This is a genomic window from Devosia rhizoryzae (genome assembly GCF_016698665.1).
In the GTDB taxonomy this organism is placed as follows: domain Bacteria; phylum Pseudomonadota; class Alphaproteobacteria; order Rhizobiales; family Devosiaceae; genus Devosia; species Devosia rhizoryzae.
In genome coordinates this window covers 2,719,653-2,735,445 of record NZ_CP068046.1, presented here as the reverse complement: position 1 = coordinate 2,735,445, position 15,793 = coordinate 2,719,653, and the positions used below count along the sequence as shown (strand labels likewise).

The window sequence follows — 15,793 nt, the reverse complement described above, 5'->3', positions numbered from 1 at the left end:
CTCGAAGCTTTTGGCGGGCTTTGAGTGCGGGTTCCTGGGCTGGAATGGTCATGATCTTTTGGTGACCACCAGGCACCTGCCGCATGAGCGCATGGGAGATCACTACGCTCTTGCGCGTCGCCATGGCCTCCTTGCCGGCCGCGACGGGCTGCCCTGGCGTCATGACCCCGCGCCGCGCTTGCAGATCGCTGAGGCGGCCGGACTTCAGATCATCTGGGACCTCAACCATTACGATCCGCCACCAGACCCGGTCGGGCACGCGCGCCGTTGTGCCGAGGCGGCAAGGAACGATCAGCCCTTCTGGATCTGCCCGGTCAACGAACCGATGATCTATCCGATGCTGGCCGGGATGGCCCGGGAGCACGCAATCGATCTCGCCATCACTATGGCGCGCGTCGCCAAGGATCATCACCCCGACGTCCGCGTGCTGTCCACCGATCCGATCACCGGCATCGGCGAGCGGCAGTTTGCGGCCACCGACCGGCTGGTGCAGGCCGGCCTAGTCGATGTGGTCGGGGTCAATTATTACCCGCATACCGCACGGACCTCGCTGCTCAAAGTCCTGCTCAAGACCTGGCGCCGCTATGGAAAGCCGATCCTTCTGGCCGAAACCAGCTGGCACGATGGGCATCGCATTCACCATCAGCGCCATCCCGGCTTCAACAAGGCGGCCTGGCTCCATCATGTGCAAGCCCAGGTTGCCGAGGCCGAGGCCAAGGGCGTCGAAATGGCGGGCATCTGCTGGTACCCGATCATCGATTGCCCGCCCTGGCAGCGTCCGCATTCGCGCAACCGCTGGAGCCACGGATTGATCCGCATGGATGGCGGGGTCGATCCCGCGCTATCCACTGCTTTGCTGGAGCAAGCCGCCTAGCCGATTGCATGCACGCTCGGGCAGTGCCATGCCAGAACGGGCAGTGATGAGGAGAACAGCATGCTGAACGAAGTCTGGTCCACGGCCGTGAGCGAATTTTCCGACGTGCCCGATGTCGGAACACTGACGCGCATCACCATGCGTCTTGCACTTGCAGCTTTGCTCGGCGGCATCCTGGGCTATGAACGCGAGCGCAAGGGGCGCAGCGCTGGCGTCCGCACCCATATGCTGGTGGCGGTCGGGGCCGCGCTGTTCGTCATCGGTCCAAGCCAGGCGGGGATGGAGATTGGCGACCTGTCGCGCGTGCTGCAGGGCATTGTGCAGGGCATTGGCTTTCTGGGTGCCGGCGCGATCATCGTGCGCACCGCCAAGAACCAGGTCGAGGGGCTGACGACGGCGGCCAATATCTGGGCGACGGCGGGCATCGGCGTCATCGCCGGCCTCGGGCTGGAGGCCACGGCGGTGCTCTCGGCCGTGATCATCCTGATCATTCTGGCCGCAGTGCCGATGGTCTTGCCGGCAAAAGCCGGCGACAGCGACAGCCAATAAGAAAGAGGCCCGGCAGTGCCGGGCCCCTCGGGTTCTTAAGCGTTGATGACCAACACGATCTTGAGGCTATCGGGGTTGACGATGACGATGCGGCCGTCATCGAGCAGGAAGAAGAGATAACCTTCATAGGCCGGAACGAGCTTGACGATGCGAACCGGCAGCGGCTGCAGGGTGATGCGCTGCGGCACGGCGACGCCGATCGAAATGTCGAAGTCGATCGACGAGACGGTAACGGGCTCAACCTGCACTTCGGTGATCGCCGTGCGGATCTCGGTCTGCTGCTCGGTCGTGACCTCGACGTTTACGTCGGTGCTTGCCCCCGCAGCGGGGCCAGCGGTGGCAGCGCCGTCGGTGTTGGTCGTGGCAGCACCGTCAGCACCGGCCTCGGTGGACGTGTCTGCATCGGCGCCGGTCGTTGCCGTTGCATTCGCGTCCGTCGCACCGGCGTCGGTTGTGGTGCTGGTTTCGGTACCGGTCGTGGCGCCGGCATCGGTGCTGGTCGAACCGGTCTGCGCAGCCGCGCCGCCATTGGTGGTTGTAGTGGTCGACGTCGACGTTTGCGCCATGGCCGCAGACGAGCTGAGGGCCATAATCACTGCGAGAGCGGTAGAAAGCTTGTTGCGCATATCCTTACGGCCTCCACGGGCCGCCTCCTTGGTTTGCGATGCCGGAAGAACGCGCTTTGGCCCACAGTGTTCCGTCTAAGCATTTGAAATCGCTATTACTTTTCGATTACCGAAGCGGTAAGGCTGTTGTCATCCCGGGCCATGGACTGGAAGAGGACTAGCCGGCATTTGATGCAAATGCCCGGGGACCCGGACAGCGGAAGCCTGCGTTGTCACGGGCAGTGGGGCAGCAATGGAGTTCATCATGACCTTGACCAAAGCCTTGCCTCTGATCGCCGCCGTCGCTCTTGCCGCCGCCTCCCCGGCATTTTCCGATGAGGTAGTGCCCACCATCGTCACCAGCGGCGGCCCGACCACCGTTGTTTACGTCTTCCCAACCTCGCCGCAGACCTTTGTGCCGGTAGAAGGGCTGCCGTCCTTCCTCGCCATGCCGGGCGCGTCGCTGCCACCGGTCTCGACCCAGGTCATCTATTCGGCGCCGCTTCCCGGACCCATGGTGACATCATCGGCGGACCTAGACTGCGATAGTTTCGCGGGCGAAGTCGCGCTGGCCGGGGCCGATATCTTTAACCTCGACAAGGATGGCGACGGGATCGGCTGTGAACCCGAGGACCGGTGAGGGGGCGCTTGGCGATCGCGAACCGATAAAAAACCCTGATCAAAACCCGACGCGCTTTTACCGTTTGTAAAGGTTTCTGTTTCGTTCATGGGTCAAGGGGCGAGATGCGGATTTGCCCGCAACGCACAGCCACGAAGACTCTTTTGCCTGGAATCGGTGGCCGGTATGGTCTTTGTGATTCGGGCATGCGGGGGGACACGCAGGCTCTGGAGGTTGCCGGAGCCGGGGTGCGGTTCTGCGTTGGCAGCCTTCTTTTGAGTGCAGAGCGTACCGGCAACCTTGCCGGATTGGCAGCGCAACAGAGCGAAAGAGGGCTGGTATGGCGCCGGATCTATTCCGGAAGCATTGGGGATTTGCGACGCTTGCCGCAGCACCCCTGACCTTGATGTCGGCAGTCCCGGCCAGCGCACAAGGCGTTCTTCCCGTCAGCTTCAGTGGCGTTGCGCCGATCGCCGTCGCTCTGGGCGCGGGCGGTTTCGCGCTCCTCTCCATGGCCGTGCTGCGCACCCTTCTGGTCGACAACAAGGCCACCCGCCGCCGCGCCGCCGAGCAGATCGCCGGCCTTCGCGCCATGGTCGACGAATATGAAAACCTCGTCGCCGGCAGCCATGAACTGACCGTCCTCTGGACCGGCCAGGATGCTCCGCGCTTTTTGGGTCATGCCGCCTCGGTGCTGCCGCAAGGTCGCGAGCCCAAGAGCGTCCTCAACCTTCATTCCTGGCTCGGTGCTGCCGAGAGCAACCGCATGGCCGCTCTGGTCGAAGACCTGCGCATGCATGGGCGTGCCTTTTCGACGAGCTTGGTGACGCTGGACAAACGGCTGGTGCGTGCCACCGGCTGGGTGACCGGCGGCGCTGTCGCCCTACGCCTCCGGCCCGCCTTCGAGCAGCCCGGTGAGACCGTGGCGGCTCCGGGCAATGAACAGGGCGTGCGCGCCGTGTTGCGCGAACTGAACAAGCCGGCTTTCCTGCGCGATGACAATGACCGCCTGGTCTATGCCAATCCGGCCTATCTCGCGCTCTGCACGACGCTGGGCAAACCGGTCTCCGAAACCAGTCCGGCCGAGTTGCTCGAACCCTCCCGGGTTGCCGCTCACCTCAAGGCGTGCCGCACCAGCACGGAACCAGTCACCCTCGCCGTCGATCTTGGTGCCAGGGGCAAGTTCGAGATCGTCGAATTTCCGGTGCCTGGCGGCCGCGCCGGTTATCTGCGCACCCTGAGCGACGCGCCGCGCGCCGTGTCCGGGGCCGAGCCGGGGCTCAGCCATATCGGTGGCGTCATCGATGCTCTGGCAACGCCCATCGCCATCTTCAACGCCCGCCGCGAGCTGGTGCAGTTCAATGAAGCCTATGCCGAACTTTGGGGGCTGGAGCCGAGCTTTTTGACGCTCGGCCTCGACGAGCGCGCCATTCTCGACAAGCTGCGCACCGAGGGGCAGTTGCCCAACCAGGTCGATTATCACACCTGGCGCGCCAAGCACCTCGAAAGCTATAGCCGCAAGACGCCTTTCGAAGCCGATCCGTGGCACCTGCCCGATGGGCGCACCATCAAAGTGATTTCGGCGCCGTCAGGGGCGCAGGGTGGGGTCATCTATGTCTTCGAGGACATGACCGAGCGGCTCGAACTGGAAAGCGCCAATAAGGCCTTCACCAATGTCATGCGCGAAACCATCAATGCGCTTTCCGAAGCCGTCGCGGTGTTCGGCACCAACGGGCGGCTGACGCTTTCCAATCCGCAGCTGTCCAAGCTCTGGAAAGTGCCCACCAATTTCCTCGAGACCAATCCGCATATCGACCAGCTGGCCGAAGCCTCGGGCCGGGCGATCCCCGAGGATGGCTCGACCATCTGGCGGGATTTGAAGCGCGGCATCATCGATCTCAATCCCACCCGCACCGACCAGACCGGGCGCATCAACCGCTCCGATGGGCGGCTGGTGGATTATGCCATCACCCGCCTGCCCGACGGGCAGACGATGATGACCTTCTTGGATGTCACCGAAAGCGCCAGCTATTCCAAGGTGCTCAAGGAACGCAACGATGCGCTGGTGGCCGCCGACCGGCTCAAGGACGCGTTTGTCGAAAACGTCTCCTATGAGCTACGCTCGCCGCTGACCAATATCATCGGCTTTGCCGACCTTCTGGCCCAGACCGAAAGCGGGAGCCTCAACGAGCGGCAGAGCGAATATATCGACTATATCCGCGCCTCCTCGGTGACGCTGGGCGTCCTGATCGACAACATCCTCGACCTGGCATCGGTCGATGCCGGCATTGCCGAGCTCAATCCCGAGCCGCAGGATATTGCGACGCTGGTGGACAAGGCCCGCGCCGGCATCACCGCGACTTTCCCCGAAGTTTCCGGCGAGCCGCCCAATCTCGTCGTCACGCTCGAACCGGACCTGCCGCCCTTTATTGCCGATGGCACCCGCATCGTGCAGGTGCTCTACAATCTCCTTTCCAACGCCGCGCGCTTCTCGCCGCCGGGTGGGGAAATCCGGCTCTCGGTGTCGCATCGCGCCGATCGCATGCTGTTTATCATCGAGGACGAGGGCCCAGGCCTCACCGATGAAATGAAATCGGCCATCCTCACGCGGCTCGACGGTCCGCAATCGGGCGGGCGGCAGCGCGGGGCAGGGCTGGCGCTTTCCATCGTGCGCACCTTCGTCAACCTCCATGGCGGCACCATTTCCGCCGAACGCCGCGAGCCCAAGGGATCGCGGATTATCGTCAACCTGCCGCGCGACAGCGCCATGGCTGGGGTGGCGGAGTAAAGCCTAGACCCCCACCCGGCCTCCCCCTTGAGGAGGGGGAGGTCGGGTGGGGGTAAAAGCAACAGGCGCCGATAATGACCGATACCCAAACCTTCCTCCCCGACGACGATGCTACCGCGAGCTTTGGGGCCAGTTTAGCGGCGACCCTGGTGCCGGGGGATATCGTCAGCCTCGAGGGTGACCTTGGGGCCGGGAAGACGGCGCTGGCGCGGGCGATGATCCGGGCACTGGCAGGGGATCCGGCGCTGGAAGTGCCGTCGCCGACCTTTGCCATCATCCAGCCCTATGAGACGACCGGCGGCGCCGTGCTGCATGCCGATCTTTATCGGCTGGCCGATGCCTCGGAAGCCGATGAACTGGGGCTGCTCGATGATCCCGACGCCGTCGTCCTGGTCGAGTGGGCCAGCCGGGCGCCGCAGGTGATGGCGGCGGTGACCGTGACGGTCAGGCTCGAAATCCCGCCTGGCGGGGCGGGGCGGCTGGCCACGGTGCGGCGGAACTGATCGGGGCGCTCTCCTGTTGCTTCCTGTGACAAGGAGACACGTTTCATGAGCATCGACAACCCGACCCAGCCGACCATTCCGACAATGCCCGACGACACCCAGCCCGGCGCCGTGCCACCGATGGGTCCGGGGACGGCGCGGCCCGACAACGAAGACTTCCCGCTCGAGCCCGATAGCCCCGGCAAGGCGCCTGATTTCCCGCCGGGCCAAAAGTCGTTTCCCGACAACGTCGAGCCGCCGGCCGACCATCCGCAAAGCCAGTGATCAGCCGAGGAGGGCCAGCGTGCGCTGGTCCTCTTCGCCACGGTTGAAAGCGTCGAGCGCTTTCCGGAAGAGCGGGTCGTCGGGGAGGGCGCGGGCGAAAAGCGTCATCGAGGAGATGAACTTCTTGTCGTCCGGCGCGCCGAAGATGGTAGTGAGATCGCGCGGTGCGGCCCCATCGGGCGCATGCAGCAGCACCGCTTCCGTGCATTCGCGCAGGCGCGCGCCGAGCACCGGATGGGCGGCGAAGGTGCGGGCTTCGTCGAGGCTTTGGAGCGCATAGGTACGCGCCATCTCGCTGTGGCCCAGGCCGGCGAGCTGGGGAAAAATGAACCACATCCAATGGCTGCGCTTCTGGCCGGCGCGCAGCTCGCCCAGGGCTTCGGGATAGACCCGGTCCTGCGCCCTAAGGAATTTGGCGACCAGCGCGCCTTGAGGCTCAGCGGCGGTTGCCATGAGGATCCTTCTTGCCGATCTTGTCGGCGTCGTCCTCGGTCGCGAACTCGCCGGCGGGCAGCTCGGTGTCTTCGCGCGTATCGTTGAGCGACTTGGTGTCGTCGTCCTGCTTGGCATTGCCGGGCTTTTCGGTTGGGGGCATGGCGCATCTCCTTATGTGTTTGGGGAACGGCGCAAACGGGAGGCGGTTGCGCGGAGGCGAGCAGAGGCGCCGGACGGCGGAAGCCTCCGGGTGTGCGGCAGATGATGGTGCCCCGAGACGGCTTTCGCCTCTTGAGTAGTTTTGTATGTGAGACAAAGACCGTCTCGAGGCGCCGGGTTTTCTGGCAGGCAGCGTCTTAGGGGAGGATTACGCCTCCCCGTCCGCGGACCCAGGCTCCGGAACGATGCAGAGCCCTCCCGACTGTCGCCGGACGGTTGATCGTTGCAACCCCATCTCCACCCGGCTGATGCAGGGAGAATAGCGCGGGTTCTGGTCATGGGGATAAGCGGGATATTCGTCGTCCGCAACCGTGATCGTTCTTGTTCCGTTCTCGTGCTAGTGTGCCGCGACGGAGACTGATTCATGCCCCAACCCTATCGCGGAGAACGGCCCTATCCGGGCAAGGAATGGACGCTCAGGCATGCGGCCGATGACGGGCAGATCGTCATCTGCAAATGCGGGCTGTGCAAACGCGAGGTGCGGTATCTGGCAACCGACCTCATCCAGTTTTTCGCCCCCAGCCGCGACGCCCTCGACCCACCCTTCGGTTGCGCCAATTGCGGCCCGGACGGCTGGGTCCGCGTGACGCTGACCTATCCGACGACATGGGACTATGGCGTGCTCATGGTGCGACGGCCGGGCGCGGTGCGGCAGATCCAAACGTGGAAGTGGGTGAAGCTGGGTGACTAGCTTGCGGCGGCACGCAAAATCGCTCCAGTGGAGCGATTTTAGCAGGCTAGGCCCGGAGAGCTGCGCTCGCAGGGCGGGAGGGTGCCACACCCACCAGCCGTCACCCCGGGCTTGACCCGGGGCCCAGCTACGGAGCGCGCCGCAACCTCTATGCCCCGCACAACCACCTCAGGATGGGCCCCGGCCTTCGCCGGGGTGACAGCCGGTGGGTGTTGTTGCATTGTGCCTTAGGTTGAAACACTGCGGGGGCGCCGGTGTACTTCGTCTACATCATGGTCAATCGCAAGAACGGTACGGACTATACCGGCGTCACCAATGACCTTGTGCGCCGCACCTATGAACATCGCGAGGGACTGGCGCCCGGCTTCACCAAGACCAATGGCTGCAAGCGGCTGGTCTGGTACGAGACGCACGACGACATAAGCGAGGCCATTCTTCGGGAGAAGCGCATTAAGCGATGGTTGCGATCTTGGAAGGTGGCGCTGATCGAAGAGCGAAACCCCGACTGGAACGATCTCTGGTGGGAGATCACCGGGCAGCGCGAGTGAGGGTGGTTAAGGAACATTGCGTCCCACCCACCGCATGTCACCCCGGGCTTGACCCGGGGCCCACCCCCAAAGCGAGCCGCGACGCTGTTGGATTGAACCACCACCTCAAGATGGGCCCCGGCCTTCGCCGGGGTGACGGCTGGTGGGTGTGGAGCCAGAGGTTGAATCTACGTGTTAGGCGGATCGAACATTGGAGTAGCCAAAAAGGAACTTGAGTTCCGAAGGTAGTACGACCCTATATAGGGAAGAAGATCGTAGGACACTGATGGGTTACGAAGCGCCGGTTGGCACTCTGGAAACCAGAAGCCATTGTATTCGAATTTTCGACTCTCTTCAGACCATTTGTCCAAGTAGACGGCCGCTATTCCGTGCGCTCCATCGCGGGAGTTTGCCTTAAGGCGCCCGAAAGCACGTTCCATCAGATCAGCGGGCAGCATGTCGTGTGGCTCCGGTTCAAGCATCCGGACGCGCCCACTGGAGTCAAGCACTTCTGCCTTTCCCATCATACGCCATTCATTTTCTGGCGCAGAATCTGAGACAATTAGGTGAACCACAGCAACATAGGGAAACCCCAATGCGCTTAAGCCCTCTGCCTGTGAAAACCCAAAGTCGTTCGGCGACTTACCCGGCCTAGCGTGACTTGCTCGGATAACCTTGATTTCCATCGCTAGCGACCGTTCAAGCACCAACTCCTTTCCGTGATAGGGAATGACTAGGAGGTCGACGTCTCCAGGCTTTGTTGCACCAGGAAAGAGGCGCGATGTCGTTACCACTGGCCGCAAAAGAACACCGGCATCCTGTGGTTGGGTCCAGAAGTAATCTGGCTGCAACCCAGCATAGGTTTGTCCCCAAAGTTTTCGGTGACAAATCCAAGCAATCGTAAGTGCCAACTCGTGCTGAGTACGCGCATACTTTGGAGGCAAATACGCGTAAGTATCACCGTGTTTGGGTGAGTTCGGCGGTTCGGCGAGGGTTAGGCGGCAAGGCTGAATTGCTTCTGCCGCTTCGCTCAATGCGCCTCGTCCCAATTCTTCGCCGCATGCGCATCGACCTGGATCGGCACCGTTAGCCGCACGGCTGGTTCCGATGCGCCTTCCATGACCGTCTTGATCGCCGACATTGCCGTCTCTTCCGTCCCTTCCGGGGCTTCAAAAATTAGTTCGTCATGCACCTGCAAGAGCATGTCGGCTTCGACGCCGAGCCGCTTGAGTTCGGGTTCCATGCGGATCATGGCGCGGCGGATGATGTCGGCGGCAGAGCCCTGGATGGGGGCGTTGATGGAGGCGCGTTCGACGAAACTGCGTTCCGACGGATTGCCGGAATTGGCGTTTGGGAACTGGATTTTTCGGCCAAAGATCGTGGTGACGTGGCCATCGATTTTGACGCGGGCGCGCTGGGCGTCCATGTAGTCCTTGATGCCCGGAAACCGCTCGAAATAGGTCTTGATATAGTCGCCGGCCTCGCCGCGCGCGATGCCGAGCTGGTTGGAAAGGCCAAAGGCGGAAATGCCGTAGATGATGCCGAAATTGATGGCCTTGGCGCGGCGGCGGACTTCCGATGGCATGTCCTTGACCGGCACGTTGAACATTTCCGACGCCGTCATGGCGTGAATGTCGAGGCCTTCCTCAAAAGCGTCCTTGAGCGCGCCGATATCGGCGATATGGGCGAGAAGGCGCAGCTCGATCTGGGAATAGTCGGCCGAGATCAGGATTTTGCCCGGCGCCGCGACAAAGGCGGTGCGGATCTTGCGGCCATCGCCGGTGCGCACCGGAATGTTTTGCAGGTTCGGCTCGTTCGAGGAAAGGCGCCCGGTGAGCACCGAGGCCTGCGAATAGGAGGTGTGGACGCGGCCGGTGCGCGGGTTGATATAGGTGGGGAGGGCATCGGTATAGGTGCCCATGAGCTTGGTGAGTTGGCGCCAATCGACGATGGTGCGGGCGAGCGGCACGCCCTTGAGCGCGAGGTCTTCAAGCACGTCGGCGCCGGTGGACCAGGCGCCGGTCTTGGTCTTGGTGCCGCCTTCGAGCCCCATCTTGTCGAAGAGGATTTCGCCCAGCTGCTTGGGCGAGCCGAGGTTGAAACTCTGCCCGGCCAGCTCATAGGCTTCGGCCTCGAGCGCGGCGGCGCGCTGGGCAAAATCGCCGGACAGGCGATTGAGGATCTGCCGGTCGACGGTGATGCCGCGTGCTTCCATGCGGGCCAGGACCGGGGCGAGCGGGCGCTCCAGCGTTTCGTAGAGCGCGGTGGCGTTTTCGGCGGCGAGGCGGGGCTTCAGCACATGCCAGAGGCGCATGGTGACGTCGGCATCTTCGGCCGCATAGCGGGCGGCGGGGGCGATCTCGAGCTGGTCGAAGGTCTTTTGCCCCTTGCCGGTGCCGGCGAGCTCGCCGAAGGTGATGGTCTTGTGGTCGAGCCAATGCTTGGCGAGGACGTCGAGGCCGTTATATTGCGGGCCATCGAGGGCGTAGCTCATGAGCATGGTGTCATCAATCGGCGCCATGGCGATGCCGTAGCGCTCGAACACTTCCATGTCGTACTTGCTGTTCTGCCCGATCTTGAGGATCGAAGGGTCTTCGAGCACGGGCTTGAGCGCATCGAGCACGTCGCGGATCGGCAACTGGCCTTCGAGAAGGCCGCCACCGGCGAGGAGGTCGCCGGCCTTGGCGTGGCCGACGGGGATGTAAAAGCCTTCCCCGATCTCGGTGGACAGGCAAATGCCGACGATATCGGCCTGCTGCGGATCGAGCCCCGTGGTTTCGGTGTCGATGGCGACATGGCCGCGGGCGTAGATGCGGGAGACGATGGCGCTCAGATCTTCGGCCGTGGTGACCGTGCGATAGGCGTCGTAGTCGATCGGGACCGCCTTGACGCGCGCGTGTTCGCTGGCGGCGAAGCGGGCAGGGCCGGTGCCGGGCACGACATTGGCGGCGAGCTTGGCCTTGGCGACCGAGAGGTCGGCCGATTTTTTCGGCGCGCCCATATCCTTGTTGCCGCCGGCCTTGAGATCCGGATCGGGCTCGAAATCATCGGGGTTGGCGTCAAGGAGCCCGGCAAGGCGCTTGGTGATGGTGGCAAATTCCATCGCCTTGAGGAAGGGAAACAGCGCCGACGGCGCCATGGGCTGGCGCGCGAGGCCATCAAGATCGATCTCGAGCGGCACGGCCTGTTCGAGGGTGACGAGCTGCTTGGAGATGCGCGCGAGCTCGGCATTGTCGACGAGCTTCTGGCGGCGGGCGGGCTGCTTGATCTCCTCGGCGCGGGCGAGGAGCGTTTCAAGATCGCCATACTGGTTGATGAGCTCGGCCGCCGTCTTGACGCCGATGCCGGGGACGCCGGGAACGTTGTCGACGCTGTCGCCGCAAAGCGCCTGCACGTCGATGACCTTGTCGGGCGTGACGCCGAACTTGGTGAAGACCTCGTCCGGCCCGATCCACCTGAGCGGCGGCTGGCCTGGGCGGGGGATGGTGTCGAGGAGGCGGATCGAGCCGTCCATTTCGACGAGTTGCATCAGGTCCTTGTCGGAGGAGGCGATGGTGACCTTCCAACCGCGCGACTTGGCCTGACAGGCATAGGTCGCCATGATGTCATCGGCCTCCCAGCCTTCCATTTCGATCGAGGCGATGGAAAAGGCGCGCGTGGCGTGGCGGGTGAGCGGGAACTGCGGCACGAGCTCTTCGGGCGCCGAAGGGCGATGCGCCTTGTAATCGGAATAGATTTCGTCGCGAAATGTCTTGGCCGAATGGTCGAAGATCACCGCCACATGGGTGGGGGGCTCATCGATATCCATGTCCTGCGTCAGCTTGAACAGCATGTTGCAAAAACCCTGGACGCAACCGACGGGCAGGCCGTCGGACTTGCGGTTAAGCGGGGGCAGGGCGTGGAAGGCGCGGAAAATATAGCCCGAGCCATCAACGAGCAGCAAATGCATGAGGACGATTCCTTGGGTTTCGTGCCGGGCGACTTTATCGGTTTGGGAAGGAGGATGGCACCCCATTTTGCCAGACACAGTCAGCACGATTTTGCGGTGCCGGAACAAGGGCCTGACCTCGTTTCGCCATAGTTTTCAACTAACGAGCAAAATGGGCAAGCGGCAATGTTGCGAGCACCCGGACGGGCCTGTGCGGCCAAAGGATCGGTCAGTGGAAGTCAGCCCGCCCCGGGGTTCCGGCGTCACCATTCTGGTGGTCGACGACGATGCCTTGATCACGCTCAATACGGTGGACCAGCTGGCCGAACTCGGCCATCTGCCGGTGGAGGCATTCTCCGCCGCAGAGGCCCTGTCGATCCTGCAAAAGCGCGACGACATTGCGGCGCTGATCACCGATTACTCGATGCCGGGCATGAATGGCGTGCAACTGGCGGAAGCCGCGCGGGCGCTGCGCCCCGGCCTGCCGATCCTGCTTGCCACCGGTTATGCGGAACTTCCCGAAGATGCGCCGACCGGCCTGCCGCGGCTGGAAAAACCCTTCCGGCAGGAAGAACTGGCCCGCCAGATCGCGAGCCTGTTCGGTGAGGTCGAAGGCGAATAGGCCTAGCGCAGGCCGCTCTGGTCGAGCAGGCCGAGCTTTTTTGCATCGTAGTAATAGCCGCGGGCATAGAACTGCACGGCGCGGTCGGCATTGCCGCCGGCCGTGACATAGGCGCCGGCCAGATACCGCACGGCGTAGCGCAGATTGGTTTCTGCATCGAGCAGGCCGGAGGCGCTGCCGGAAAAACCCATGCCGCGCGCGGTCGCGTGGCTGATCTGCATAAGGCCGTAATAGGGTCCGTTGCGAGCGGCGGCGTTATAGCCGCTTTCGCGCACGATAACGCGGCGGACCAGCGATTCAGGGACATTGTATTGCTCGGCATAGTGGGCAATCAGCCCATCATATTGACCGCCACCGCTGCCGGCATAAGCCAAGAGCCCGCTGGACGCTGCCGGAATTGCCGCAGCATCGGGCATGTGACCGGCAGGCGTTGGGGCAAGGGCGGCAATCGCCGTCGTGGCCGCTTCTCCGGTGCGATTGCCGGGCAAAGGCTTGATGCCGGCCACGGTGCAGCCGGAAACCACAAGGGCAAGAGCCAGCGAACCGGCAATGGAAAGCGGCCGAACCGTCATGCGTTTTCCTTCTCGGGAACCCCGTTAGACCGGGGGTTAAACGCCAATCGCGGCATGACGATGGCGGAAATGGGGCTGGGTGGCAAGTCTGGAGCCGGAGGCGGGATGGTCGAAGTCACGACGTTGCCTGGGTGACAGGTCAACTTTAAGCTCGGGTTAACGCTGTCCTCTTATGGCTTATCGCGTCGAGGCGGGGACGCAGATGGGCTGGCTTAACACAAACTGGGGCCAGGTCCTGGCGATCTGGCTAGCGTTAACTGTCACGTTGAGCGTCTCGGTCATTATCAGCGGTGTAGTTCCTCCTTCCGGAGGTGACGATGTCATGCGGCTGGTCGAGGCGATTGATCTCTTCAACGGGCAGTCCTGGTTCGATACAACCCAATACCGTGACAACACGCCTTATGGCGCGCCAATGCACTGGTCGCGCTTGATCGATGCGCCACTTGTGGCGCTGATGGCCCTGTTCACTCCGTTTGCTCAGGACGCCGCACCCCGTTGGGCAGCCTTTGTCTGGCCGCCTCTCGTGCTGCTTGCAGTGGTAGCCCTGGTCGCCGAAGTGACGGAACGTGTCGCGGGAAAAGCCGCGCGCCTGCCTGCATTAGCGCTGCTGGCTTTCTCGATCGCTGCTTACACCGAGTTCGTCCCAGGTCGCATCGATCATCACAACGTGCAACTTGCCCTGACGCTGCTGATGATCCTCGCCTGTTTGGAAGGGCGCTTTCGGCTGGGCTGGGCCGTCGCTGCTGGGGTAACGACCGCCACCGGGCTCGCGATCGGCACCGAAATTTTGCCCTCGCTAGTTTCGGCTCTCGTCTGCTTTGCGCTTTATTGGGTAGTCGACCCGCACCAAAGCAAGCCAATGGTGCTTGCCTTTGCTGCCAGTTTTGCAGCGGCAGTACTGTTCCATTTTCTGCTGGCGACACCGCCCGCTTTGTGGCTGTCCCCCGCCTGCGACGCGCTGTCGATCACTTATCTCACAGCGGCGATCGGCTACGCAGCCGCTGTACTGATCGCAGTCTCGTTAACGCCATGGCTGCGCCATACCGCATCCCGGTTCGTTGTCCTCGCGATCTTGGGCTGCGCTGTGCTTGCCATGGTTCTATGGCTCTTTCCCTCTTGTCGCTTGGGCCCCTATGGCGATCTCGACGCCGATCTAGCGACCATTTACCTGTCCGAGATCGGTGAGGCACAGCCGATCTGGCTTTGGGGGAGCGTCTGGCGCAGTGAAATAGCACTGGCGGTCACTCCGATCCTGGGCACGATTGCCGTGCTGATCGTGACCTGCCTCGTGCCGTCTAGGGAGCGGTGGCGTTGGTTGGTGCTTGCCGGCTTTTCCGCCGCGCTTTTTATCATATTCTGCCTGCAGATCCGCGGATTTCGACTGCTGACCATCGCGGTGCTGCCCGGTGCTGCCTGGATTGTGGCAAGGGTGATTGCCTGGTTTCGAGCTCGCCAGAGCTTGGGCTCGGCTGTGGTCGCTGGCTTGACCTTGCTGGCCTTTGCCGGCGCCACCCATCTTTACGTCTTTTCCCTGCTGTTTGCCTCGGCGCCGAAAACCGCAGAAGCGGCAAGTTTCGCCGCTTGCGTCGAACAAGACGCCTATGAGCCGCTGGCGGCTCTCCCGCCTGCGCGGCTCATGAATTACATCATTATTGGTCCCCAAATCCTGATGCGGACGCCCCATGCAATCGTCTCGGCGGGCTACCATCGCAACGAGCAGGGTCTTCGCGACATGATCAGCTTCTACCGCGATGGCGAAGCCCAGGCGCGGGACGTGGCCGAGGAGCGCGACCTTGATTATCTGGTGTTCTGCCGCGGCGTTCCGGCGACCAATGGCCTTGCCGGACTACCCGATTTCGACGGGCACGACTGGCCATGGCTCAAGCGGATCAGCGGGCCCGAGGAGCCGCTCCAGATCTACGCGATTGATCTTAGCCAGCAATAAAAGCCCGGTGATGCTTGCACCGCATCACCGGACTTTGCTGGTCAAACGAGCCGGGTCAGCACTTGCTCGAGCACGCCCCATTGGTCGAGGCGCGGGGCCAGGACGACGAAGGCGGCAAGGAGGACGGTGAAGACTTCGCCGCTGCGCTTGAGGCGGCGGCGGAGGCGGGATTGCATATACATCGCCCAATCACCGGTCGTTTGCGGGACGGCCGCGACGCAGCTTGTCGAGGTCGTAGCGGGTGATGCCGATGTCGCCCAGCATCTGGTCGCTGAGGGTGACCAGTTGGCGGTAGGTGGAGCGGTTGCGGCGCTTTTCCAGCCAGGTGTCGATGATGTTCATGAAAGCTCTCCTTGTTTGGTGAGCTCTCTCTAGGGGTGGCGCGACTGGACCGAACCCCTTGTTTGGGTGGGCTCAATATTTTTTCCGGACGTCGATCCAAGGTCTCAACAAATCCAAGGAGGCCCACTCAAACAGAGGGTGCGGCGCGAGGCTTGGGCATGGTGAAAGCCGGTCAATGGCGATGCACTCGCCTTGATTCTTTCACACCAGATGCGGAGGTCCCGATGCGGCGCACCCTGATGATTTCAAGCCTTTATGCGGTCAGCCTTGCCATGCTGATCCTGCCCTATGGGCTGATGCAGTAGTTGCC

The 15,793-nt window shown here is 62.9% G+C and carries 19 protein-coding genes; 11 read left to right on the top strand and 8 right to left on the bottom strand.

Annotated features, from left to right (window positions below):
- Nucleotides 1–61: 61 nt before the first annotated feature.
- Nucleotides 62–874, top strand: a complete 813-nt coding sequence (locus tag JI748_RS13360) for a glycosyl hydrolase 53 family protein (RefSeq protein WP_201631500.1) — start codon at nucleotides 62–64, stop codon at nucleotides 872–874.
- A gap of 60 nt (nucleotides 875–934) precedes the next feature.
- Nucleotides 935–1,423 (top strand): MgtC/SapB family protein, encoded by a 489-nt coding sequence (locus JI748_RS13355; protein WP_201631498.1) that lies wholly within the window; start codon nucleotides 935–937, stop codon nucleotides 1,421–1,423.
- A gap of 35 nt (nucleotides 1,424–1,458) precedes the next feature.
- Here the strand turns inward: JI748_RS13355 and JI748_RS13350 are convergent, their stop codons facing one another.
- The gene (locus JI748_RS13350) at nucleotides 1,459–2,049 is read right to left on the bottom strand and encodes a DUF1236 domain-containing protein (RefSeq protein WP_201631496.1); all 591 of its coding nucleotides are present in this window, start codon (nucleotides 2,047–2,049) and stop codon (nucleotides 1,459–1,461) included.
- A gap of 244 nt (nucleotides 2,050–2,293) precedes the next feature.
- Between JI748_RS13350 and JI748_RS13345 the strand changes: the two genes are divergently transcribed.
- The 4 genes from JI748_RS13345 to JI748_RS13330 all read left to right on the top strand — a co-directional run bounded on the left by JI748_RS13345 (nucleotide 2,294) and on the right by JI748_RS13330 (nucleotide 6,202).
- The gene (locus tag JI748_RS13345) at nucleotides 2,294–2,668 is read left to right on the top strand and encodes a hypothetical protein (RefSeq protein ID WP_201631494.1); all 375 of its coding nucleotides are present in this window, start codon (nucleotides 2,294–2,296) and stop codon (nucleotides 2,666–2,668) included.
- A 319-nt stretch (nucleotides 2,669–2,987) separates the two neighbouring features.
- Nucleotides 2,988–5,435: a sensor histidine kinase gene (locus tag JI748_RS13340; protein ID WP_201631492.1), complete on the top strand. Its 2,448-nt coding sequence runs from the start codon at nucleotides 2,988–2,990 to the stop codon at nucleotides 5,433–5,435.
- 74 nt (nucleotides 5,436–5,509) lie between these two features.
- Nucleotides 5,510–5,938, top strand: coding sequence for a tRNA (adenosine(37)-N6)-threonylcarbamoyltransferase complex ATPase subunit type 1 TsaE (tsaE, locus tag JI748_RS13335; protein WP_201631484.1), 429 nt, complete (start codon nucleotides 5,510–5,512; stop codon nucleotides 5,936–5,938).
- A 45-nt stretch (nucleotides 5,939–5,983) separates the two neighbouring features.
- A complete protein-coding gene (locus tag JI748_RS13330) occupies nucleotides 5,984–6,202 on the top strand; it encodes a hypothetical protein (protein ID WP_201631475.1) in 219 nt (72 codons plus the stop codon).
- On the opposite strand, the gene JI748_RS13325 is transcribed toward JI748_RS13330, so the two are convergent.
- Together JI748_RS13325 and JI748_RS13320 are read right to left on the bottom strand one after the other, a co-directional pair.
- Nucleotides 6,203–6,655, bottom strand: a complete 453-nt coding sequence (locus tag JI748_RS13325) for a DUF1810 domain-containing protein (RefSeq protein WP_201631473.1) — start codon at nucleotides 6,653–6,655, stop codon at nucleotides 6,203–6,205.
- Nucleotides 6,639–6,797 (bottom strand): hypothetical protein, encoded by a 159-nt coding sequence (locus JI748_RS13320; protein WP_201631471.1) that lies wholly within the window; start codon nucleotides 6,795–6,797, stop codon nucleotides 6,639–6,641. The genes JI748_RS13325 and JI748_RS13320 overlap by 17 nt, the downstream gene beginning before the upstream one ends.
- A gap of 423 nt (nucleotides 6,798–7,220) precedes the next feature.
- Here JI748_RS13320 and JI748_RS13315 point away from each other — a divergent pair, with 423 nt between their 5' ends.
- Nucleotides 7,221–7,547 (top strand): hypothetical protein, encoded by a 327-nt coding sequence (locus JI748_RS13315; protein ID WP_201631469.1) that lies wholly within the window; start codon nucleotides 7,221–7,223, stop codon nucleotides 7,545–7,547.
- Nucleotides 7,548–7,801: 254 nt separating this feature from the next.
- Nucleotides 7,802–8,095: a GIY-YIG nuclease family protein gene (locus tag JI748_RS13310; protein WP_267911593.1), complete on the top strand. Its 294-nt coding sequence runs from the start codon at nucleotides 7,802–7,804 to the stop codon at nucleotides 8,093–8,095.
- Between the two features lie 167 nt (nucleotides 8,096–8,262).
- On the opposite strand, the gene JI748_RS17355 is transcribed toward JI748_RS13310, so the two are convergent.
- Complete coding sequence (locus tag JI748_RS17355; protein WP_210338809.1) at nucleotides 8,263–9,108, bottom strand: hypothetical protein; 846 nt, start codon at nucleotides 9,106–9,108, stop codon at nucleotides 8,263–8,265.
- Nucleotides 9,105–12,023 carry a DNA polymerase I gene (gene polA, locus JI748_RS13305; protein ID WP_201631467.1) on the bottom strand — a complete coding sequence of 973 codons (2,919 nt, stop codon included), beginning with the start codon at nucleotides 12,021–12,023 and terminating at the stop codon, nucleotides 9,105–9,107. Before polA ends, JI748_RS17355 begins: the two co-directional genes overlap by 4 nt.
- Before the next feature lie 211 nt (nucleotides 12,024–12,234).
- Between polA and JI748_RS13300 the strand changes: the two genes are divergently transcribed.
- Nucleotides 12,235–12,624 (top strand): response regulator, encoded by a 390-nt coding sequence (locus JI748_RS13300; RefSeq protein ID WP_201631465.1) that lies wholly within the window; start codon nucleotides 12,235–12,237, stop codon nucleotides 12,622–12,624.
- A gap of 2 nt (nucleotides 12,625–12,626) precedes the next feature.
- Here JI748_RS13300 and JI748_RS13295 read toward each other — a convergent pair whose 3' ends face one another.
- Nucleotides 12,627–13,196: a lytic transglycosylase domain-containing protein gene (locus JI748_RS13295; RefSeq protein ID WP_201631463.1), complete on the bottom strand. Its 570-nt coding sequence runs from the start codon at nucleotides 13,194–13,196 to the stop codon at nucleotides 12,627–12,629.
- Between the two features lie 172 nt (nucleotides 13,197–13,368).
- On the opposite strand from JI748_RS13295, the gene JI748_RS13290 reads away from it, so the two are divergent.
- Entirely contained in the window at nucleotides 13,369–15,141 is a 1,773-nt protein-coding gene (locus tag JI748_RS13290) for a hypothetical protein (RefSeq protein ID WP_201631461.1), read from the top strand.
- Nucleotides 15,142–15,182: 41 nt separating this feature from the next.
- Here JI748_RS13290 and JI748_RS17350 read toward each other — a convergent pair whose 3' ends face one another.
- Nucleotides 15,183–15,323 carry a hypothetical protein gene (locus tag JI748_RS17350; RefSeq protein WP_210338808.1) on the bottom strand — a complete coding sequence of 47 codons (141 nt, stop codon included), beginning with the start codon at nucleotides 15,321–15,323 and terminating at the stop codon, nucleotides 15,183–15,185.
- Between the two features lie 7 nt (nucleotides 15,324–15,330).
- Nucleotides 15,331–15,483, bottom strand: a complete 153-nt coding sequence (locus JI748_RS13285; protein ID WP_201631459.1) for a DUF1127 domain-containing protein — start codon at nucleotides 15,481–15,483, stop codon at nucleotides 15,331–15,333.
- Between the two features lie 158 nt (nucleotides 15,484–15,641).
- On the opposite strand from JI748_RS13285, the gene JI748_RS17345 reads away from it, so the two are divergent.
- On the top strand, nucleotides 15,642–15,788 hold the full coding sequence (locus JI748_RS17345; protein WP_210338807.1) for a hypothetical protein: 147 nt from the start codon (nucleotides 15,642–15,644) through the stop codon (nucleotides 15,786–15,788).
- Nucleotides 15,789–15,793 lie beyond the last annotated feature (5 nt).